This is a genomic window from Maribacter dokdonensis DSW-8, assembly GCF_001447995.1.
GTDB lineage: Bacteria > Bacteroidota > Bacteroidia > Flavobacteriales > Flavobacteriaceae > Maribacter > Maribacter dokdonensis.
In genome coordinates, this window is record NZ_LDPE01000001.1 from 575,422 (window position 1) to 595,425 (window position 20,004).

23 protein-coding genes are annotated in these 20,004 nt (G+C 35.6%); 7 read left to right on the forward strand and 16 right to left on the reverse strand.

Going from position 1 to position 20,004, the window contains the following annotated elements; translation table 11 throughout:
* Window positions 1–33: 33 nt before the first annotated feature.
* From I600_RS02660 to I600_RS02695, 8 genes are all read right to left on the reverse strand, one after another.
* A complete protein-coding gene (locus I600_RS02660; protein WP_058102959.1) occupies window positions 34–840 on the reverse strand; it encodes an enoyl-ACP reductase FabI in 807 nt (268 codons plus the stop codon).
* A gap of 83 nt (window positions 841–923) precedes the next feature.
* Window positions 924–2,576, reverse strand: a complete 1,653-nt coding sequence (gene recN, locus I600_RS02665) for a DNA repair protein RecN (protein WP_058102960.1) — start codon at window positions 2,574–2,576, stop codon at window positions 924–926.
* Between the two features lie 55 nt (window positions 2,577–2,631).
* Window positions 2,632–3,525 carry a type IX secretion system protein PorD gene (porD, locus tag I600_RS02670; RefSeq protein WP_058104249.1) on the reverse strand — a complete coding sequence of 298 codons (894 nt, stop codon included), beginning with the start codon at window positions 3,523–3,525 and terminating at the stop codon, window positions 2,632–2,634.
* Window positions 3,518–4,723: a bifunctional phosphopantothenoylcysteine decarboxylase/phosphopantothenate--cysteine ligase CoaBC gene (coaBC, locus tag I600_RS02675; RefSeq protein ID WP_058102961.1), complete on the reverse strand. Its 1,206-nt coding sequence runs from the start codon at window positions 4,721–4,723 to the stop codon at window positions 3,518–3,520. The genes porD and coaBC overlap by 8 nt, the downstream gene beginning before the upstream one ends.
* Window positions 4,724–4,728: 5 nt before the next feature.
* A complete protein-coding gene (locus I600_RS02680) occupies window positions 4,729–5,055 on the reverse strand; it encodes a DNA-directed RNA polymerase subunit omega (RefSeq protein ID WP_058104250.1) in 327 nt (108 codons plus the stop codon).
* A gap of 17 nt (window positions 5,056–5,072) precedes the next feature.
* The gene (locus I600_RS02685) at window positions 5,073–5,903 is read right to left on the reverse strand and encodes an outer membrane protein assembly factor BamD (protein ID WP_245188831.1); all 831 of its coding nucleotides are present in this window, start codon (window positions 5,901–5,903) and stop codon (window positions 5,073–5,075) included.
* Window positions 5,904–6,022: 119 nt separating this feature from the next.
* Window positions 6,023–6,913 (reverse strand): 4-hydroxy-tetrahydrodipicolinate synthase, encoded by an 891-nt coding sequence (gene dapA / locus I600_RS02690; RefSeq protein ID WP_058102963.1) that lies wholly within the window; start codon window positions 6,911–6,913, stop codon window positions 6,023–6,025.
* 2 nt (window positions 6,914–6,915) lie between these two features.
* A complete protein-coding gene (locus tag I600_RS02695) occupies window positions 6,916–7,449 on the reverse strand; it encodes a DUF6913 domain-containing protein (RefSeq protein WP_058102964.1) in 534 nt (177 codons plus the stop codon).
* Window positions 7,450–7,494: 45 nt separating this feature from the next.
* Here I600_RS02695 and I600_RS02700 point away from each other — a divergent pair, with 45 nt between their 5' ends.
* The 6 genes from I600_RS02700 to I600_RS02725 all read left to right on the forward strand — a co-directional run bounded on the left by I600_RS02700 (window position 7,495) and on the right by I600_RS02725 (window position 11,777).
* On the forward strand, window positions 7,495–8,280 hold the full coding sequence (locus I600_RS02700; protein WP_082642873.1) for a 5'-nucleotidase C-terminal domain-containing protein: 786 nt from the start codon (window positions 7,495–7,497) through the stop codon (window positions 8,278–8,280).
* 1 nt (window position 8,281) lies between these two features.
* On the forward strand, window positions 8,282–9,187 hold the full coding sequence (locus I600_RS02705) for a metallophosphatase (RefSeq protein WP_058102965.1): 906 nt from the start codon (window positions 8,282–8,284) through the stop codon (window positions 9,185–9,187).
* A 14-nt stretch (window positions 9,188–9,201) separates the two neighbouring features.
* Window positions 9,202–9,660, forward strand: a complete 459-nt coding sequence (locus I600_RS02710) for a GNAT family N-acetyltransferase (protein WP_058102966.1) — start codon at window positions 9,202–9,204, stop codon at window positions 9,658–9,660.
* Window positions 9,661–9,864: 204 nt separating this feature from the next.
* The gene (locus I600_RS02715; protein WP_157490832.1) at window positions 9,865–10,053 is read left to right on the forward strand and encodes a hypothetical protein; all 189 of its coding nucleotides are present in this window, start codon (window positions 9,865–9,867) and stop codon (window positions 10,051–10,053) included.
* 165 nt (window positions 10,054–10,218) lie between these two features.
* A complete protein-coding gene (blaOXA, locus tag I600_RS02720) occupies window positions 10,219–11,061 on the forward strand; it encodes a class D beta-lactamase (protein WP_082642874.1) in 843 nt (280 codons plus the stop codon).
* A 101-nt stretch (window positions 11,062–11,162) separates the two neighbouring features.
* On the forward strand, window positions 11,163–11,777 hold the full coding sequence (locus I600_RS02725) for a fumarylacetoacetate hydrolase family protein (protein WP_058102968.1): 615 nt from the start codon (window positions 11,163–11,165) through the stop codon (window positions 11,775–11,777).
* 70 nt (window positions 11,778–11,847) lie between these two features.
* On the opposite strand, the gene I600_RS02730 is transcribed toward I600_RS02725, so the two are convergent.
* Together I600_RS02730 and I600_RS02735 are read right to left on the reverse strand one after the other, a co-directional pair.
* A complete protein-coding gene (locus tag I600_RS02730; protein WP_058102969.1) occupies window positions 11,848–12,615 on the reverse strand; it encodes a helix-turn-helix domain-containing protein in 768 nt (255 codons plus the stop codon).
* A gap of 45 nt (window positions 12,616–12,660) precedes the next feature.
* Entirely contained in the window at window positions 12,661–13,803 is a 1,143-nt protein-coding gene (locus I600_RS02735) for an MFS transporter (RefSeq protein ID WP_058102970.1), read from the reverse strand.
* 227 nt (window positions 13,804–14,030) lie between these two features.
* On the opposite strand from I600_RS02735, the gene I600_RS02740 reads away from it, so the two are divergent.
* Entirely contained in the window at window positions 14,031–14,456 is a 426-nt protein-coding gene (locus I600_RS02740) for a hypothetical protein (protein ID WP_157490833.1), read from the forward strand.
* 8 nt (window positions 14,457–14,464) lie between these two features.
* On the opposite strand, the gene I600_RS02745 is transcribed toward I600_RS02740, so the two are convergent.
* The 6 genes from I600_RS02745 to I600_RS02770 are packed head-to-tail and all read right to left on the reverse strand — an operon-like array spanning window position 14,465 to window position 19,938.
* Window positions 14,465–14,764, reverse strand: coding sequence for a hypothetical protein (locus tag I600_RS02745; protein WP_058102972.1), 300 nt, complete (start codon window positions 14,762–14,764; stop codon window positions 14,465–14,467).
* On the reverse strand, window positions 14,761–15,999 hold the full coding sequence (locus tag I600_RS02750; RefSeq protein WP_058102973.1) for a cation:proton antiporter: 1,239 nt from the start codon (window positions 15,997–15,999) through the stop codon (window positions 14,761–14,763). The genes I600_RS02745 and I600_RS02750 overlap by 4 nt, the downstream gene beginning before the upstream one ends.
* A 6-nt stretch (window positions 16,000–16,005) precedes the next feature.
* Entirely contained in the window at window positions 16,006–17,997 is a 1,992-nt protein-coding gene (ligA, locus tag I600_RS02755) for an NAD-dependent DNA ligase LigA (RefSeq protein WP_058102974.1), read from the reverse strand.
* Between the two features lie 5 nt (window positions 17,998–18,002).
* Window positions 18,003–18,584 carry an LOG family protein gene (locus tag I600_RS02760; RefSeq protein ID WP_058102975.1) on the reverse strand — a complete coding sequence of 194 codons (582 nt, stop codon included), beginning with the start codon at window positions 18,582–18,584 and terminating at the stop codon, window positions 18,003–18,005.
* Window positions 18,581–19,450, reverse strand: a complete 870-nt coding sequence (prmC, locus tag I600_RS02765) for a peptide chain release factor N(5)-glutamine methyltransferase (RefSeq protein ID WP_058102976.1) — start codon at window positions 19,448–19,450, stop codon at window positions 18,581–18,583. Before prmC ends, I600_RS02760 begins: the two co-directional genes overlap by 4 nt.
* Before the next feature lie 2 nt (window positions 19,451–19,452).
* The gene (locus I600_RS02770; protein ID WP_058102977.1) at window positions 19,453–19,938 is read right to left on the reverse strand and encodes a GNAT family N-acetyltransferase; all 486 of its coding nucleotides are present in this window, start codon (window positions 19,936–19,938) and stop codon (window positions 19,453–19,455) included.
* Between the last annotated feature and the right edge of the window lie 66 nt (window positions 19,939–20,004).

Consider the following 20,004-nt stretch of genomic DNA (forward strand, 5'->3'; position numbering starts at 1 on the left):
GGCTCCAATGAAATTGGAAAACTAAAATATTGATTAAAATTTCTCTATAACCTCTTGACTAACTCCTGTGTTAGAGAAACCACCATCATGAAACAAGTTCTGCATGGTCACTTTTCTTGTAAGATCTGAAAATAAGGTTATGGTATAATCAGCACAATCCTGAGCCGATGCATTACCCAAAGGAGACATTTTTTCCGCATAACTAATGAATCCGTCAAAACCTTTTACCCCTTGTCCAGCAGTAGTGGCCGTAGGTGATTGTGAAATGGTATTTACACGAACTTTTTTCTCTTTACCAAAGAAGTATCCAAAACTACGAGCAACAGATTCTAAATACGCCTTATTATCTGCCATGTCATTGTAATCCGGAAAAGTTCTTTGAGCCGCCATATAAGTCAAGGCCACAATACTACCCCACTCATTCATTGCATCTGCTTTATATAACGATTGCATTACCTTATGAAATGATAATGCCGAAACATCCCAACCTTTTTGGGTAAAATCATATTTCTCATCTGTATACGCTCTACCTTTACGTACATTTACCGACATACCAATAGAGTGTAACACAAAGTCAATTTTTCCTCCTAAAATCTCAACAGATTTAGCAACTAAATTATCCAAATCTTCCACACTAGTAGCATCTGCAGGAATAATTTCTGAACCGGTTTTCTTTGCCAACTCGTCTATTTGACCCATTCTCATGGCAATTGGGGCATTTGTCAAAACAAAAGTACCACCTTCATCATGTACAGTTTGTGCTGTTTTCCACGCAATAGAATTTTCATCCAATGCTCCAAAAATAATTCCCCTTTTTCCTTTTAATAAGTTATATCCCATGATGGTAAATTGTATAGTTTGATTTAATATTCAAAGATATCTAAAATATGTTAAAACAAAATTGAAGTGACCAGTAAAAACCCTTAATTTAAAAGTTGTTTTGCATGTGCCAGTGCCGAATCTGACAAATCTTTACCACCTAGCATATGTGCTAGTTCCACAACTCTTTCCTCATTGGTAAGCTCTTTTAAATTTGTCATGGTACGTTTAGCGCCTTCAGTTTTAAAAACCTTAAAGTGATGATTTCCTTTAGATGCCACTTGAGGTAAATGGGTAATGGAAAATACCTGAAGGTCCGCACTCATATCTTTCATAATATCTGCCATTCTATTAGATATTTCGCCAGACACCCCAGTATCTATTTCATCGAACATAATGGTAGGCAACTTTTCATATTTGGCAAGCAATGCTTTTATAACCAGCATAATTCTTGATAGCTCACCGCCTGATGCTACTTTTTTTAATTCGCCGTAGTTACCACCTCTATTCGCGGTAAATAGAAACGATAGTTCGTCCATACCAGTTGCCAAGAAAGTGCTGGTATCGGTAAGACCTATTTGAAATGATGCGCTTGGCATACCCAGTAAATTTAAATCTGATTCCAACTTTTTCTTTAATTGTGGAATAACAGATTTTCGTTTTTCACGAATAACCAAAGCTTGTTTACCCAAAACAGATTCCATTTCTTGAATCTCTTTGGTCTTCAATGTAATTTTCTCGTCTAAATTGGCTGTTTCAAATACCTTATCCGCAAGTACATTTTTAATCTCGATCAATTCTAATACATCACTTGCGTTATGTTTTTTAAGAAGATCATATAGTAGCTGTAGCTTGCCGTTAACCTGTTCCAATTGATCTGGGTTCGCCTCTACACCGTCTTGCAAGCGTTGCAATTCAGAATTTACATCATCCAATTCTATCAAAACCGATTGAACACGCTCGTACAAATCTTTATAATTCGCTCCAAAATCCACCAATTTAGAAAGTGATTGACGCATTTCCGTAACCAAAGGTAATACCCCTATTTGCTCATCATTGAACAATTGATCTCCTTTAGAAAGCTGTTCCATGATCAATTCAACATTGTTCAATTGCTCATACTCCTCTTCTAACAACTCAATAATACCTTCTTTCAACGGTGCTTTTTCAAGCTCCTCTAACATAAAAGTATTATAGTCTTGCTCCTTAATAGCCGTACTTTGAACTTCAATAAGATTTTGAAGTTCTTTTTGAGCCTTACGATAGATCTTTAAATCTTTTCTGTAATCGGTTAACCGTTTTTGATTATTAGCCAGAGCATCCACCAATTTTAACTGAAAATCATTTTCAGTAAGTTGCATGGTTTGATGCTGAGAATGAATATCTATTAAGTTTTCTCCCAATGTAGACAACACCCCCAAAGTAACCGGAGTATCGTTCACAAACGCCCTAGACTTTCCACTTGGCAAAATCTCACGTCTAATGACAGTACTATCCTCATAATCCAAATCATTTTCCTCAAAGAAACTTTGAAGACCGTAGGTATCAATTTTAAAAGTCCCTTCAATGATACATTTTTGATCTTTGACCCTTAAAGAACTTAAATCTGCACGTTTGCCCAATACCAAGGACAAACCACCCAATAAAATTGATTTACCGGCACCTGTTTCACCTGTTATAACGGTAAAACCTTTATTAAAGTCCACTTCTAGACTGTCTATTAATGCGTAATTGGAAATGGTAAGGGTTGAAAGCACGCGTTAGAATTTTAGATACACAAAGGTAATCTATAATTCGGTTTTGTAAAACGGTTCAATATTTAATATCGTTCCAAGTAGTAGCGTACAATGGCGCTATTTTATTCAAGGTTTCCTTAAGCTTTACAATATCTACCTTTGGTCCGTCAGAAAAAATATTCTTTATCTCTTCAGATTTAGCATCAAAAAATGTAGAAATCAGAAATGCATTTGGTCGTCTATTGATCATCGTTTGAAATAAATTCATGGTCCCCGCAATGACCTGCTTGCCCGTACTATTATTATCGGGCAAAATATCCAATCCTTTTCTATGATAATTATACATGGCGATGCGATACTCCCTGTAGGTATTGGACAATAAATTATCTATCAACTCAAATCTACTTCGATTAGAATCGGCAGATTGACTCCATCCGGCAGAATTACTACCTTGAGCCTGAGTTACAATATTCTGCGCCCTTCTGTAGAAATCAGTACCTCCTTCCAAAGAAAAAGTATCGGCATCCAAGCCCAAAATCACATATGCGTAATATGCCATTACGCTGACCAAATTGGACTCGAACTGATTTTCGTTGAATATCAACGGTTGAAATTCAATATATTGAAAATTAAAAGCATTATCCTTATAATTGAATACCGGTGTTGAATAGGAAGTATTATAAACAGGTCTTGACGACTGTACTTGAATATTACCGCTAAATACGTTAGACTCATAAGAAGTAATGGTAATGAACATTTGTGCATTTACACGCTCATTTTCTTTGTAGACACGGTTAGTCCATTTTGATTTATTGATAAAATCGTTCAATGAACGCTCCAAAGTTTTAAAAACCTGAAGATCTCCTTGAGTCAATTGATCCGAATTAACCGTAACAACACAGTTTAATTCTTGTGCAATAGAAACAAAACAAAAAAGGTTGAAAAAAAATAAAAATACCGCTTTACGCATACCGTCTTTTAATAATTTCATTGAAGATATCCACGGCAACTTCTGCCTTGGTCTTTAGTTCAAACGTAGTAATGTTCGAATTGGTATCTATAAATGAAATTTTATTGGTATTACCTCCAAAGCCTGCTCCTTTGTCCCTCATTGAGTTAAGCACAATGGCATCTAGATTTTTACGTTTTAATTTCCCCTTGGCATTTTCTACCTCATTCTCGGTTTCCAAGGCAAAGCCTACTAAAAATTGATGCGTTTTATGATCACCGAAAGTTTTTAGGATATCCTTATTCTTCACTAAATCAATAGTGAGGTTTTCTTCGGATTTTTTAATTTTTTGTTCCGCAACGGTTTTGGGTCTATAATCTGCCACAGCTGCTGCACATATAACAATATCCGCAGTATCATAGTACATTTGAGCACTGTGATACATGTCATCTCCAGAAACTACATCAACAACATGTATATTATCATGAGAAACGGATAACCTTGTGGGCCCTGTAACCAAATACACTTCGGCACCCAAATTAGCCGCTGTTTTAGCAAGCTCAAAACCCATTAGACCGGAAGAGTGATTTCCAATAAAACGAACGGGATCTATAGCCTCATAGGTTGGTCCTGCCGTTATTAAAACTTTCTTACCTGTTAAGGGTAAACCTTTGGACAATTGATTTTTTATAAAATCAACGATTTCTTCTGGTTCCGCCATTCTTCCTTCACCATGCAAACCACTGGCCAATTCACCACTTGTTGCCGGTATTACCAAATTGCCGAAGGATGCAAGTTGCTGTAAAGATTTTTTTGTACTTGGATGCTTGTACATATCCAGATCCATGGCAGGTGCAATATAAACCGGACATTTAGCTGACAAGTATGTAGCCATTAACACATTGTCGCAATTTCCATTTGCCATTTTAGACATGGTATTGGCAGTTGCAGGTGCAATGACCATTAAGTCTGCCCACAAACCCAATGCTACATGATTGTTCCAGTGTACCGTATTTTCATCGGTCTTTACAAAATCTAGAACAACTGGGTTTTTAGCCAAAGTGGCCAAGGTAAGTGGAGAAACAAAAGAACTGGCACTATCAGTAAGGATAACCTTAACGTTAGCACCAGCTTTTATAAATAAACGAACTAAGAATGTTGTCTTATAAGCAGCAATGCCTCCAGTGATTCCTAAAAGAACATTTTTGCCGTTCAACATATTTCTTAAGCGTCTTTTTCTGTATTTCTGTGGTAAATTTTATCCATTAACCACTCTTCTACCGCCATAGCGTGTGGCTTAGGTAATTTCTCGTAAAATTTAGAAACCTCTATTTGCTCTTTATTCTCAAAAACCTCTTCTAGACTATCGCTGTAAGTAGCAAACTCTTCTAACTTTTCTAAAAGCTCTTTTTTAATTTCAGAGTTGATCTGAATAGCACGTTTTGCAGTAATTGAAATAGCCTCATAGATATTTTCCGTAGGCTGATCAAACTCATTACGATTAATAGTTACCGTAGATACTGATGCTTTAGAGTTTTTTAAATCGTTCATATTCATAATTACATTATTTATTTTGACCCAACTACCTGCGCTTGTTGCATGCGTTGTAATTCTTTATCAATCTTTTCAATTAAATCTGTAGCCTCTTTATCAAATTTTGATTCAGGAAACTGTTTCATCAAAGCTGCATGTGCCGCTTTAGCATTCTTTAGTCGCTCTTCCTTCAACTGTTCAAAACTATTGACCGCCATATGCGTTAAAGCCTCTACCTTTACGAACATGGCCTCTTCCCTAAAAGGAGAACCCGGATTGTCCGCTACAAAGTTATCGCTTGCCGCAACTGCAGATTTCAGCATATCGTAATTGAACTCGCCTAGTTTATTATATTGCTTTAAAATTTCAAAAGCCTTTTGCTCTTTCTTCGTAGTCAATTCTTGCGCCATCGCATTTGCTTCTGCAAAATATTCCGACTCAGCATAGGTATTGATGAAGTTTTGCAATTTCAACAAGGCTTTATCGGTATCTGTTTGATCCAACGAATATTCCGGAGATAGTTTGTAGTAACTTTTGGCGCCTAAAAAAGTAGCCTCTACCACCTTATCACTTTTTGGATATGACTTTACAAAACGCTCAAACTGGTAGCCAGCCATATTATAATCTCCACGCTGAAAATAGCTGTTGGACAAAAAGAACATAACACGTTCCCCTTGTGGCTTACCTACGTATTTAGGGGCAATTTGTTCAAGCAATCTATTTGCTCTTCTAAAATCTCCTTCTTCGTAGAATGTTTCTGCCATATCATATTTGGCTTTTATATCATCATGCTTAAGTACCTTTTGGTACTCGCTACAAGATTGTAAAGCAATGGCAATCAATACTATTGGAAAAACTCTCCTCATTTTAAAAAACATTTTGCAAAATTAGTGATTATCAATGGATTTAAAAAACAAAATAATCCAATAAAAATACAGGCTTTAAACCACAAGAATGCCCTACTCAATGAAGATTTAACGAATATTTATGCAGGTATACGTATCATAGATTCCATAAACGAAACAATTCTATGCTTTAAAGCATCCGATGCAACAATTAAAGGCAGTCTCACAAAGGGGTTAGCCAAACCTAAATATTCAAAAATTACCTTAATGCCTGCCGGATTGCCTTCTTCAAAGATCAACTTCATACCTTCTTGCATTTTATAATGGTAGCTATAAGCCACTTCGGTATTTCCATTTAAGCCCTCATGAACCATTTTAGAAAATTCTTCTGGCAGCCCCTGACCAATAACCGAAATTACACCATCACCTCCAGCAACAATTGTAGGCAATGCAGTAATATCATCACCTGAAAGTACTAAAAAGCCTTCTGGTCGTTTTGAAATCAATTCTTGTACTTGGGTCATATCTCCACAAGCTTCTTTAACCGCAACAATGTTATCAAATTTCTTTGCTAAACGAACAACGGTTTCCGGCAACATATTACTTCCGGTTCTACCTGGTACGTTGTATAAAATTATAGGTAAGGGAGATGCTTGTGAAAGTGCAGCAAAGTGTTGATAAATTCCCTCTTGGGTTGGGCGGTTATAATAAGGAGAAACAGAAAGTATGGCATCATATGCAGATAAATCCGCAGATTGTAATTCTTCTACCAAGGCAGCGGTATTATTACCACCAATACCTATCACCAATGGTAATGCACCAGCATTTGCCTCTTCTACCGTACGCATTACCAATAGTTTTTCCGCTTTTGATAACGTTACTGACTCGGCCGTTGTACCTAACACTACTAAATAATCTATGTTACCTTCAATATTGAAGGCTACAACTTTTCTAAGAGCCTCAACATCTACAGATCCATCCTCCTTAAATGGCGTTATTAACGCTACCCCTGCTCCTCTTAATTCTTTCATAACTAAATCTCCTTAAAAATGCCCAAGTACTTTTTCAATTCTTTTTTAAATATCTGAAAGTCCTTTAACGGCGTATCTAACATTAAATCATTATAAGTAGGCCCAACTTCTTTAAAACCTACCTTTAAACGAGCCTTGGTCTTTACTGACATTAAATTTAACAGTAAGCTGTCCTCATTATAATAATTCACCAATAAGTCATATTCACGTCCTAAAAATTCAAGGGCATAACTGTTCTCTATATCGCCGTTCCACCCAAGATCTTTATCTGAAAAAACTGGAGTGGCATATGGCGAGTTTTTATCATAAAAACGTTTATAACCAATAATTTTCACCGCATTTGGATGTAATGATAACTCTTCTTGAAACTGAAAAAACACCTCAGATTTCTCAAACTTATCTAGATCCACAATACAACCTACAGAACGTATTCCTTTACTTTCACGCGTTACAGCAATTGGTGTTGCCACCAACTGTTTTAATATTTTACGGCCAGATTTCCGTTTAAACTTGTCCTTAATTCCTTTTAAAAACATGTATTTTTACATTTAGACAAATGTAAATAATATCCCTGCAACTATATGGCGAAGTTAAAACACTTTGATATTTTAAATATAAAACATTATGTTATATTTATAACATTTATGGTTTTAGCGTCTTGCAAAAATGCCCCGGAACACCTTACCGAACTGACTGGCAAGCAAATAGCAATTGATAGCAGTTTTACCACTGTTGACAGTATTCAAAAATTTATTCAACCTTTTCATGATCGTGTAGAAAGTATTTTAGATAGTACGTTGGCCTATGCTCCGTTCGTTATATCTAAAACCGATGGAAAATTCAACACTACAGCGGGTAATTTAATGGCGGATATTGTTCTAAGTGAAACCAATCCTATATTCAAGAAACGAACTGGCCACAATATAGATATGGTTTTATTGAACCATGGCGGTATACGTTCTATTATCTCCAAAGGCAACGTTACTTCCAGAACCGCTTATGAGGTAATGCCTTTTGAAAATTCCGTTGTCGTCGTAGAATTAAAAGGTGAATCGTTAATGAAAATGGTAGACTACCTTATACATTCTAAACGAGCGCACCCCATTGCAGGCGCACAGCTTATATTGAATAAAAATAACACTGTCAAAGCCTTTACTGTGGACGGTAAACCTATTGACAAAAATAAATCCTATTATGTGGCTACATCAGATTATTTGGTAACTGGTGGCGACAATATGGGATTTTTCAAAGATGCCATTTCAAAAACGGAAACCGATTACAAAATAAGAAATGCCATAATAGATTTCTTTTCCAAAGTGGATACCCTAGCCCCAAAAGTAGATTTAAGATATTATCAATTACAGTAAAATGGAAAGAAGAAAATTTATAAAAAATACGGCTGCAACCTCTGGTTTATTGACTTTGGGCGGACTTAGCTTAAACTCTTGCAACGTTGCCACAAAAAAACACATTACCATTTTACACACCAATGACGTACACAGTCACGTAGACGCTTTCCCTAACGATCATGCAGATTTTCCAGGCTTAGGCGGTTTGGCGCGTAGAGCTGGTTTGGTAGATAGTATCAGAAAAGAGAATCCGAATACTTTTCTTTTTGATGCCGGTGATATTTTTCAAGGTACTCCATACTTCAACTTTTATGGTGGTGAGTTAGAATTTAAACTAATGAGTATGCTCAATTATGACGCAACTACCATTGGAAACCATGATTTTGATAATGGTATTGACGGTCTATTGGCTCAAATGCCATATGCCAAGTTTAATTTTATCAGTGCCAATTACGATTTTTCCAATACCGTTTTAGACGGATTAACACAGCCTTATAAAATTTATGAAAAAGACGGAATTAAGGTAGGTGTTTACGGATTAGGAATTAAATTGGACGGATTGGTAACCAAACAACTTTACAAAGAGACCGTATTTCTTGACCCTTATGAACTTGCGATAGATATGGAAACTAAACTTAAGGAAGAAGAAAAGTGCGATTTGGTCATATGCCTTTCTCATTTAGGGTATGAGTATAAAAGTCAAAAACCAGATGATTTAAAGCTCGCTAAAAAAACGAAATATACAGATTTGATTATTGGTGGGCACACTCACACCTTTCTAGATCAACCTACTGTAGTTAGTAATGCCGTAGAGCGTGATATTCTTGTAAATCAAGTTGGGTGTTTTGGAGTAAATCTAGGTAGAATTGATTTTTATTTTGACAATAGCACGGTTAATGCGGATGGATATTCCATTAAAGTCTAAAAAAGAGACCTCTTATGCTTTACTATAAACGTTGTTCTAGTGATAATAAAAACTTTAAAGAATTAGTTGCTTTGCTCGATGCTGATTTGGCATTACGTGATGGTGATGAAAATGCTTTCTACGCACAATTCAACGGTATTGATGCGTTGAAAAACTGTGTTGTTTTTTATTCGGACAAAACACTTGTGGCCTGTGGCGCATTCAAAGAATTTAATGAAGACACGGTCGAGATTAAGCGAATGTTTGTTCAACCAGATTTTCGAGGAAAAGGCATTGCCTCAAAAGCACTAATGGTACTAGAAGAATGGGCAAAAGAATTAAATTACTCCTACGCTGTTTTGGAAACCGGATTACGCCAACCGGAAGCCATTGCACTTTATAAGAAGAACAATTACGAAATTATTGAAAACTATCCGCCCTACGAGGAAATGGAGAATAGTGTTTGTTTTAAGAAATATTTGAAATTTTCCTAAGTCCAATCCAAATCAATTATTCAGGCATATACCTATTTTACGAATACATAAAAAAAAACTCCTTTAAAAAACGAGTTCAGTAATTAAGTTACCCATATAAAATCAAATTCATATTTCTCACCTATATAGATTCAATTTCACTATAATTAAATGATTATCAGTCAACTAATTTTTATCTTAGAATTATATCTAAATTTAAAAATTATGCAATTAAACATCTATTCTGAAGGGCTTGAAGATCATCTTGGTGTTTTACAAGAGAAATATATGAAGCTTAAATTCTCCATTAAAAAAAATCTCAAGTTGACAGCTTTAGCAAAGCAAAATCAATTGAAAAATAGTAAAGAAGAATATCTTGAAAAGAAAATAGATGCAATGGGTAGTCTTTACTAACCACATTCTTATTTACTTCACTAGATTTTAAATCATTTGGCGACAGTGTTCATTCACTGTCGCTTTTTTATTGCTTTACATTTAATTCAAAAGTATTTTCCGCAAATGATTAAACACCGATTAATTATATTTAAATCATCGCTATTCTATCCAATCATTTACCTCATGAAATTACATTTACTCTTATTTTTATTCATCTGTTTTACCTCTTGTAAACAACAAAAGAAGACTGAAGAACAGGCAACCGTTGAGAGGAATATAAACAAAATTAAAAAGTCTGAAATTCAAACTATCATTGACAAGGCAGATGCTAACGGTTCTATTATAATTTACAACCTCACTAAAGACACCTACTATTCCAATAATTTTGATTGGGCATTACAAGGTAAACTGCCAGCATCAACCTTTAAAATCACAAATACTATTATTGGATTGGAAACGGGAGTTATTGAAAGCGATTCAACAATATTTAAATGGGATGGAGAACAAAAATGGTTAGATCTCTGGGAGCAAGATTTAGTTTTACGTGATGCATTTCAGTTTTCTTGCGTTCCTTGTTATCAGTCAGTGGCGTCAAAAATTGGACCTCAACAAATGAACCAGTATGTAAATAAATTGCAATATGGCAATTTAAAAATTGATGATTCCAACATTACCGATTTTTGGTTAGAAGGCGAATCTAGAATAAATCAAATGCAACAAATAGATTTCTTAAAACGATTTTATACCAATAAGCTTCCCATATCCAAAAGAACTACAAAGATTGTTAAGACCATTTTGCTCATTGATGAAAATAGCGCTTATACACTTAGCGGAAAAACCGGATTATCTATTGCCAACAATCATTATAATGGCTGGTTCGTTGGGTATATAGAAGTAGGCAACGATGTTTATTTCTTTGCTACTAATCTAGAACCAAAGAGTGCCACAATCGATATACAAGAATTTAATGCTATTAGAAAAGAAGTTACCATATCGGCGCTTAAAACAATCAATGCTATATCATAAACAAAAAATGATGTTATTGTGATTTCAATTAAAACAATAAATATTACTCGCCAGATTGTTTAATTTCACTTCAAAATTAATAATACACTAACACCACAGTAATGAAAATTATAGGCATTGGCAAAAACTATGTTTTAGATAAATCTGAAATTGATGATTTAAAAAATGATGTACAACTAATATTCACCAAACCAGATTCATCATTGGTAATGGATAGCAAGGATGTTGAATTCCCTGCGATTACCAATCAATTGATCTATGAGGTAGAATTGGTCGTGAAAATCGGTAAAACCGCAAAAAACGTTTCTGTAGAGGAAGCAAACTCATACATTTCTGAAATAGGTATTGGAATAGACTATACTGCAAAGGATGTACTTACTGCCAGCAGAGAAAAGAAAGGTCCTTGGGCTTTAGCCAAAGGTTTTGACGGTGCCTCACCTGTTTCTGGTTTTAAACCTATTTCCGATTTTCCCGAATTGGATAATATTAACTTTGATTTGGTCATCAATGGTGAAAAGAAGCAAGTTGGCAACACCGGTTACATCATTTATAACTTTGCCGAAATCATCAGTTTTGTTTCTACTTTTATGACCTTAAATCCGGGCGACATGATTTTTACCGGAACGCCAGCTGTTGGTGCAGGTGAAACTTTTAAAGGAGACCATTTACAGGCTTCCATAGAAGGAGAAATTCTTCTGGATTTTAAAATGATCTAGTTGCTTTTATAGCATTATAAGAATCGGAATTACTAAGTAATTCCGATTTTTTTTGCTCCAAATTTAAATTTTAAGAATTTTGCTGAGCCTTGAAAGCGGTTGGACTAACACCCACATTCTTTTTAAAAAAGCGGGAAAAACTGCTTATAGACTCAAACCCTAGGTCAAAAGCCAATTCCTTTGTAGTGATCTCGCTTCTTATAAGTTTGCGTTTTGCCTCTGTTATTTGTCTTTGCTGTATCACTTGTTTTGCGGTAAGGTTCAACTTTTCTTGAAGCACCTGATTTAATCGCTTTGTACTTATCCCTAATTGATTTGCATAATATTCTGCATTGGTTTCATTCAAAAAATTAATTTCCATCAATTCTAAAAACTGAAACACTCTTTTTTGATGAATGTCTTGTGGCAACAATTCATTGTTCTGAAACCGAATTAAATGTAACAAGAGTACTTTCAATAATGTTTTAAGCATTATGTAAGATACGTTCTCCCCAAAATACTCATCTTTCAACATCTCAATCAACTTCTTTACCTGAGCTACTTCTTTTTCAGATCTGATATTTAATTGAGGGTATTTATTGAAAAGCGACATAACATCTAATGCATACTCTACATCATCTTCATCTATTAAATCGCGCTCAAAATTTAAAAGTACACCGCTATTACCGGTGTAAACACTATTTTTAAATAATTCATTTAAAGGCTTAAAATGTACAATAATGTTATTTACCGAATAAAACTCAAAGTAAATACCCATAGAATTACCTGATAACAACACCGTCTTTGTATCGAAATTTAAATCAATCTTAATTTTAGTTTTCCAGGTATTCAAATTCATAAACTTTCATAGAAGTCTATAAAAGTAACAAGAATTCAAGTAACCCTAATCTTTTCTCAATTTTCTAAAACTAAAAAATATAACAACACCTATACACAACGCTAATACCGCTGAAACCCCGTAAATTGCCATGTAGTTGTTAGAAATATATTCCACAAACGTAGATAGAAATTGACCTCCAAAAACGCCCATTGAAAACAACCCTAAGTTTTTACCTTGATTTTGAGCATTGCTCACCTCTATCATCATGTGATTTAATAATGGGATCGTAAACCCAAAACCAATTCCTATAAATAGTGCTGTCAACCCTAAAAACGTTATACTCATGGTAGTTGCCAGAACCAAATAACCAAGCATAAAGAATAAGAAACCAAGCGCTACCGTTCTTCCGTCTCCAAACCATTTTACCATTTTAGGCATTTGGCTCGCAGTAATAATGGCAATCAGCGATATAAAGGACATTAAATAGCCGGTTTCCGACTCACTAAAATTAAAAGCAGATGGCAAATATAATGGTAGGGTTACAAATCCTATAAAAAACAACATCATTGCTAAAAGAGCCGCAATAAATATTACTTTGACTCCTTGCTTATCTTTTTTGGTTACTATCGTTTTCAATGACTCATCAACTACACGTTTATTTACCTTAGGCAATGCCTTTAAGACTAAGATTAAACAGATCAATGCAACCAGATAGATATAGAAAGGATACTGCCAATTAAGTTCACCCAGAATACCCCCAATTGCCAAGAAAACGACACCACCTAACTCAATTGCCATTCCTTGCCAAGCTATCATTTTCATTCGATGTTCACCGCTAAATTTTTCCGCAATGTAAGCTGTTACGGAAACCTGAACTGCAACCGTTGCCCCACCCAATAAAAACCGATCAACAATTAAAACATAATCATTATCTATAAACGCGCCAATAACTCCTAAAAACGCATAAGGCACTAAACCAAAACACAACAGTTTTAATGCTCCCAGTTTATTCAAGGTTCGTCCTATAATCGGAGCAAAAACCACAACACCCAATGATGGTAAGGTAATTAACCAACTTGGTGAAAAGCTTAGGTCTTTATGTTGCATTATTCCTGATAATGAAGGTGCTATCACCGTACCTACCATTATTGTTAAACTACTAACGAACAGCAGTGTAAATATTCCGAAGTTTGATATTTTTTTCATACTACAAAGTTCTTGCATCTTCGTTCAAGGAACTTTGCCGATTTTCTAAAATGATAGACCAAAATGGAAACTTTCAACTACAACTACAACTACAACTACAACTACAACTACAACTACAACTACAAAGGAATTTTAACATAAAAAAATATTAAACAGATAATTCTATGTACTATTTTTCCTATTTTAGAGTTATTATTTCCTACTATAACCAATTTAAAACTGCACCAATGAAAAAGTCGATTACACTATTATTTCTAATCGTCATAACTACATTTCAATTTTCATGTTCAAATGATGACAATGATGATTCAAGTTTAAACCCAAAAAGTGTTACCACATGTGATTTAGGAGACTTTTCACCTACAGGAGTTAAGGTTTGTTTGAATGGTGCAGACTATGCTTTGCCAAACGAAACCATAACGTTCGCCGCAGAATATAACGCTCGAGTTGCCCTTTTCACATGGACTATTGAGTCTGGGAGTATGGAAATTATTAATATCGAAGAAAGTGCAACCGGTTCTACTTCTAAATCTATTGCTACTATAAGATTTAATTCAGACTTTAATGGCAATGCCGTTTTCAAAGTAAAAGCTAAAGACTCTAGAGGAAGTGGTGAGGTAACACATGCAATAGAACTGGAGGAAACAAATTAGTACTAAACTTAATTTTCAATAATAAACTCCACAATTACCTTAAGCTCTTCGTCTAAGGTAATTGTGGGATATTCTTTATTCGCTAATCTATACCAGTATCCCGCATTAAACCGATCACCTTCTTTTCTGTGCAAATAGGCATGCAACCAACTACCAAGTTCATTGTGCATATCTTGTGCAATATTATGAGAAGCTTCCCAATCGCCTTTGGCATCGTACCAAGCAGCTTTTAGTCCGTTTGACCAGTCTTTTGGCACATTGGTGAATTCCAAACTCTTTTCAAATTCAAGATAGGTCTTAGGTATCATTTCACTACGCTTTTAATCAATTTTTCAACGGTTAAGCCTTGCCCTATTATCGAGAACACCACAACTATGTAGGTTATCACTAAAAAAGCGTCTCTATGCATGTCATCTGAAAGACCTAATGCCAATGCTATAGATATACCACCGCGTAATCCTCCCCATGTCATGACCAAATTGGTTCTTGGCACAAAATCCAACTTCTTTTCAAAGAATTTAATAGGAAGCATTAATGAAAGATAGCGACAAAGCAATACTAGCGGAATTGCCAATAAACCTGCAATAATATATTCTGTTTTAAATGTCAGTACCAGCATTTCCATCCCTATCAATACAAATAACAAGGTATTCAACAGAATATCCAAAAGCTCCCAAAATTTATCTACATAGGTCTCCGTGGTCTCTGACATGGCAGAATTACGAACGGTGTCGTTACCAACCACCAAACCTGCAGCTACCATTGCCAAAGGTGCCGATAAATGGAATTTCTGTGCTATCAATGTACCTACCATTACCGTTGCCAATGTAATGATCACCTCTATATCATAATCGTCAATAGATCGCATTAACTTATACGTTCCCCAACCTAGGGCCAGACCCAATGCCAACCCGCCAATTACCTCAACCCCAAATAGTTCTATAATATCTAATGGAGATACAGCTACCTCGGTTGCAGATGCCAGTTGAAATATCGTTAAGAATACAACGACTCCTACTCCGTCATTGAACAATGATTCTCCCACAATTTTGGTTTCCAACTTTTTTGGTGCACCAGCCTTTTTTAAAATTCCCAAAACGGCAATAGGATCCGTTGGTGATATAAGAGATCCAAATAACAAACAGTAAATGAAATTGATCTGCATACCCAACAACTGCAACAAATAATACATACTGGTCCCCACTAAAAAGGTAGACACCAAAACACCTAGTGTAGAAAACACCAATATAGGCCAACGTTGTACTTTCAGCTGTTCAAAATTGGTATGCAGCGCCCCTGCAAATAACAAGAAACTCAACATTATATCTAGCAGAACAGACTTGAAATCTATCTGTGTAATGATGTAACGCTCTGCGTTTATTAACGTATCGTCTATATAGCCTATGGCAAATACAGCTAAAGTAAACACAATTGTAATCAACATTAAGCCAATACTATTGGGTAGTTTTAAAAAGCGGGCATTTATATATCCAAAAATTGCCGAAAGAAAAACAAGTACTGAAATTATTGTAAAAATATCCATAATGATCTATGCTAACATGTTTATAAAATCTTGCTCACTGATAATGGGTATACCCAGTTTTTCCGCCTTTGCAAGCTTACTAGGTCCCATTTTATCTCCCGCAACCAAATAACTAGTTTTAGAAGATATAGATGACCCAACTTTACCACCATTATCCTCTATTTTCTTTTTAAGCTCATCTCTACTTAAAATCTCAAATACCCCGGAAACCACAAAGGTATTACCCGCCAAGGTATCGGTCTGGTTTTGTAACTTTTCTTCAGATATTGATAATTGTACGCCAAAACTTCGTAGTCTTTCTATGGCATCTATATTCTTCTCGTTCACAAAAAAGTCAATAACACTTTGCGCTATGCGCTCCCCTATCTCATCTACAGAAGTTAAATGCTCTAACGTAGCTTCTTTTAAAGCATCTATGTTTTTATATGCTTTTGCCAACTTCTTAGCCACGGTCTCGCCTACAAAACGAATACCTAAAGCAAACAACACACGTTCAAAAGGTACTTTTACGGATTCCGCTACTCCGTTTACTAAATTCTCGGCAGACTTCTCCGCCATTCGTTCTAAGGGTAAAACATCTTCTTTGGTGAGTTTATATAAATCGGCGTAATCGTCAATCAACCCTTCTTTAAACAGTAATTCTACCGTCTCGCCACCCAAACCTTCAATATCCATTGCCTTTCTAGAAATGAAATGCTGAATTCTACCGGTTATTTGTGGCGGACAACCGTATTCATTTGGGCAATAATGTTTCGCATCACCCGCTGTACGAGTAAGCTCAGTACCACATTCTGGACATTCATGAATATATTCCGTTGGTTTGGAATCTGCTGGTCTTTTCGAAAGATCAACCGCTATAATCTTGGGAATAATTTCTCCGCCTTTTTCTACAAATACGGTATCGCCTACCCTAATATCCAATTTTTCTATTTGGTCGGCATTATGTAACGATGCTCTTTTTACCGTTGTACCTGCCAATAAAACCGGTTCTAGATTGGCTACCGGAGTTATCGCTCCAGTACGCCCTACCTGATAGGTTATTTCATTTAAAGTGGTAAAAACCTGTTCTGCCTTAAATTTATACGCCATTGCCCATCGCGGAGCTTTTGAGGTAAAACCGAGCTCTTCTTGGTTTTGAAGGCTATTTACTTTAATGACCACACCATCGGTTTCATAAGGCAACTCATGGCGTTTTACATCCCACTCCTCAACAAATGCCATTACCTCATCTGTAGTTTTACAAAGTTTGGCAACAGTTGGTACTTTAAAGCCCCATTCTCGTGCTTTCTCCAACATATGAAATTGAGAGTCAATATTCAGGTTTCTACCTACAATACTGTACAGCAAACAATCTAATGGTCTCTGTGCTACAACACTGCTATCTTGAAGTTTTAAACTACCCGATGCCGTATTTCGCGGATTCATATACGGCTCTTCTCCATTGGCAATGCGTTCTTCGTTCATTTTCTGAAATCCGTCGAACGGTAATACTATTTCTCCTCGTATATCAAACTTATCTGGATAATCTCCTTTTAACTGGAGCGGAACCGATTTAATCGTTTTTATATTATTGGTAACATCATCTCCTTGAATTCCGTCACCACGGGTAACCGCTCTTACCAGTTTACCTTGTTCATAAGTTATACTAATAGATGCGCCATCATATTTTAATTCACAAGTAAATTCAACAGGTACGTCTCCCAAATTACGCTGAATACGTTTCTCCCAATCCTCTAGATCTTCTTTAGAGTATGAATTGTCTAAAGAGTACATTCTATGCTCATGAACTACGGTTGCAAAATTCTTGGTGATCATACCACCTACACGTAATGATGGCGAACTGGCATCATAAAATTCAGGATGTTTAGCTTCCAAATCCTGTAATTCTTTCAATTTCATATCGAATTCATAATCTGAAATGGTCGGGTTATCCAACACATAGTAATTGTGATTATGCTCTCGCAACTCTTTTCTTAGTTCTTCAATCTTTGCCTTCATAATTATTAAAGCTGTTCTTTATTGATCCATTTTGGTGTAGGCAATGGTATATAGTTTTCCATTTTATGCAATAATGTTTCTATAGTATCATCTACCAAAATAGTATTTAAATGTTCTTTTTTAACAAATCCGTTCTGGACCATGTCATGCATCATTTGTAATAGGGAATCGTAAAAACCATTGGTATTCAAAATTCCTATGGGGTATTGATGCAACCCAAGCTGCGACCAAGTCAACATTTCAAAAAACTCTTCTAAAGTACCAAATCCTCCAGGGAGCATTAAAATCCCGTCAGATAGTTCATGCATTTTTAATTTGCGCTCATGCATATTTTGGGTGACAATCAATTCTGTCAACCCCTCATGAACTACTTCTTTTTTCTTTAAAAATACAGGAATTACCCCTATTACCTTTCCTTTATTATTTAAAACACCTTCGGCAACTTTACCCATAATGCCAATTTTGGCTCCACCATATACAAGCTGTATATCTTTCTTTGCAAAAGTCTCTCCCAGTTCATATGCTTTTACTCCATAATCAGAAACAATACCTTCACTACTACCGCAAAACACTACAATACTTTTCATTTTCTTATTCCTTTTATCATACGGTCATTACCAAACATATCTAGTCTTAAATCAATAGTCTTAAAGTTAGATTGTTGTAATATTTGCTTGGTTTCTTCTCCTAAATACTGATTGATTTCCAAATACAGACAACCATTTTTATTCAAGTGTTCAGATGCAAAATTTACTACTGCCTTGTAAAACTTTAACGGGTCTTCATCTGGAACAAAAAGTGCCAAACTTGGCTCATGGTCTATTACATTATTTTGCATTTCTGCTTTTTCCAATTCTCGCACATAAGGCGGATTGGAAATAATAATATCAAATTTTTGATCTAATTCTTTTGCTGAGGTTTTAGAATGTAAGGACAACATATCCGCCTTAACAAACGTAACATTTGCACCAAGCGTTCTATTGTTTTCTTCAGCAACCACTAAGGCTTGGGGCGAAACATCCAACGCATACACTTTAGCATCGACCAGATTTTTATCTAACGAAATAGGAATACAACCACTGCCTGTACCCATATCTAAGATATTTAAGGGATGTTTTACTTCTTTGACATCATTCAACACCCAACGAACCAATTCTTCGGTTTCTGGTCTAGGTATTAATACGTGTTCATTTACAGTAAAGTCCAAATCCATAAAATATGCCGTACCTGTAATATGTTGAATAGGTTTATGTAACTTCAAATCAGATAACGCCTTAAACAAGATAGTCTCTTGTTCTTTTTCTATATTAAGATTAGGTTGTAACGCCAATACAAAACGTTCTAATTCAAAATAGTGCTCAATAAGTAGATAAAAAAAGCTGTTTACTTCATCTTTACCATAGATAGCGTCCAATTCTGCATGAAAAATACTCTTTACCTCTTTTAACAGCACAATTACAACGTTTTAAGCATAAATACAGGACAGGAATAATGACCGGTATCCCCCATACGGGCATCTATATATTCAAAGCCCATTTTCTTATACAATTTTTGGGCAGCTTCCATATAGGGCATTGTCTCCAAATAACAGGCATCAAAACCGTATTCCTTGGCTTTATCCAAACATACATTGATCATTTTATGACCCGCCCCTTTGCCTCTGGCTTCTTGCAAAAAGTACATTTTCTGAAGCTCACAAACATTACCGTTGTAATTATCTAGTTGTGCAACACCGGCACAGCCTAAAATTGAACCATTTTCTTCGATCACAAAATAAGTGGCCTTGGGTTTATTATAATGTTCATACATGTTATCCAATGAAGGGTCTTCATAGGCCGTGCCCACTTTTGGCACTCCCAAATCTTCCAACACCTGCCGTATTACCCTAGCAACTTGCGGGTTATCTTCCTTTTTAATTTCACGTATCACGACATTTTCCATATGAACTATGCAATAGGTTTTAAAGTACTATTTTTGAGGTGTGAAGATACGTGATATGCATATAAA

Excerpts from the sequence above, each read along its gene's own strand:
- ligA (WP_058102974.1), bottom strand. The coding sequence starts at position 17,997 with ATGAAGGCAAAGATTGAAGAACTAAGAAAAGAGTTGCGAGAGCATAAT.
- I600_RS02705 (WP_058102965.1), top strand. The coding sequence starts at position 8,282 with ATGGAAAGAAGAAAATTTATAAAAAATACGGCTGCAACCTCTGGTTTA.
- I600_RS02680 (WP_058104250.1), bottom strand. The coding sequence starts at position 5,055 with ATGAACGATTTAAAAAACTCTAAAGCATCAGTATCTACGGTAACTATT.
- I600_RS02695 (WP_058102964.1), bottom strand. The coding sequence starts at position 7,449 with ATGTTTTTAAAAGGAATTAAGGACAAGTTTAAACGGAAATCTGGCCGT.
- dapA (WP_058102963.1), bottom strand. The coding sequence starts at position 6,913 with ATGAAAGAATTAAGAGGAGCAGGGGTAGCGTTAATAACGCCATTTAAG.
- I600_RS02735 (WP_058102970.1), bottom strand. The coding sequence starts at position 13,803 with ATGAAAAAAATATCAAACTTCGGAATATTTACACTGCTGTTCGTTAGT.
- I600_RS02730 (WP_058102969.1), bottom strand. The coding sequence starts at position 12,615 with ATGAATTTGAATACCTGGAAAACTAAAATTAAGATTGATTTAAATTTC.
- I600_RS02715 (WP_157490832.1), top strand. The coding sequence starts at position 9,865 with ATGCAATTAAACATCTATTCTGAAGGGCTTGAAGATCATCTTGGTGTT.
- I600_RS02750 (WP_058102973.1), bottom strand. The coding sequence starts at position 15,999 with ATGGATATTTTTACAATAATTTCAGTACTTGTTTTTCTTTCGGCAATT.
- I600_RS02700 (WP_082642873.1), top strand. The coding sequence starts at position 7,495 with ATGGCGAAGTTAAAACACTTTGATATTTTAAATATAAAACATTATGTT.
- I600_RS02685 (WP_245188831.1), bottom strand. The coding sequence starts at position 5,903 with ATGAGGAGAGTTTTTCCAATAGTATTGATTGCCATTGCTTTACAATCT.
- I600_RS02760 (WP_058102975.1), bottom strand. The coding sequence starts at position 18,584 with ATGAAAAGTATTGTAGTGTTTTGCGGTAGTAGTGAAGGTATTGTTTCT.
- I600_RS02660 (WP_058102959.1), bottom strand. The coding sequence starts at position 840 with ATGGGATATAACTTATTAAAAGGAAAAAGGGGAATTATTTTTGGAGCA.
- I600_RS02740 (WP_157490833.1), top strand. The coding sequence starts at position 14,031 with ATGAAAAAGTCGATTACACTATTATTTCTAATCGTCATAACTACATTT.
- blaOXA (WP_082642874.1), top strand. The coding sequence starts at position 10,219 with ATGAAATTACATTTACTCTTATTTTTATTCATCTGTTTTACCTCTTGT.
- porD (WP_058104249.1), bottom strand. The coding sequence starts at position 3,525 with ATGCGTAAAGCGGTATTTTTATTTTTTTTCAACCTTTTTTGTTTTGTT.
- I600_RS02770 (WP_058102977.1), bottom strand. The coding sequence starts at position 19,938 with ATGGAAAATGTCGTGATACGTGAAATTAAAAAGGAAGATAACCCGCAA.
- I600_RS02745 (WP_058102972.1), bottom strand. The coding sequence starts at position 14,764 with ATGATACCTAAGACCTATCTTGAATTTGAAAAGAGTTTGGAATTCACC.
- coaBC (WP_058102961.1), bottom strand. The coding sequence starts at position 4,723 with ATGTTGAACGGCAAAAATGTTCTTTTAGGAATCACTGGAGGCATTGCT.
- I600_RS02725 (WP_058102968.1), top strand. The coding sequence starts at position 11,163 with ATGAAAATTATAGGCATTGGCAAAAACTATGTTTTAGATAAATCTGAA.
- I600_RS02710 (WP_058102966.1), top strand. The coding sequence starts at position 9,202 with ATGCTTTACTATAAACGTTGTTCTAGTGATAATAAAAACTTTAAAGAA.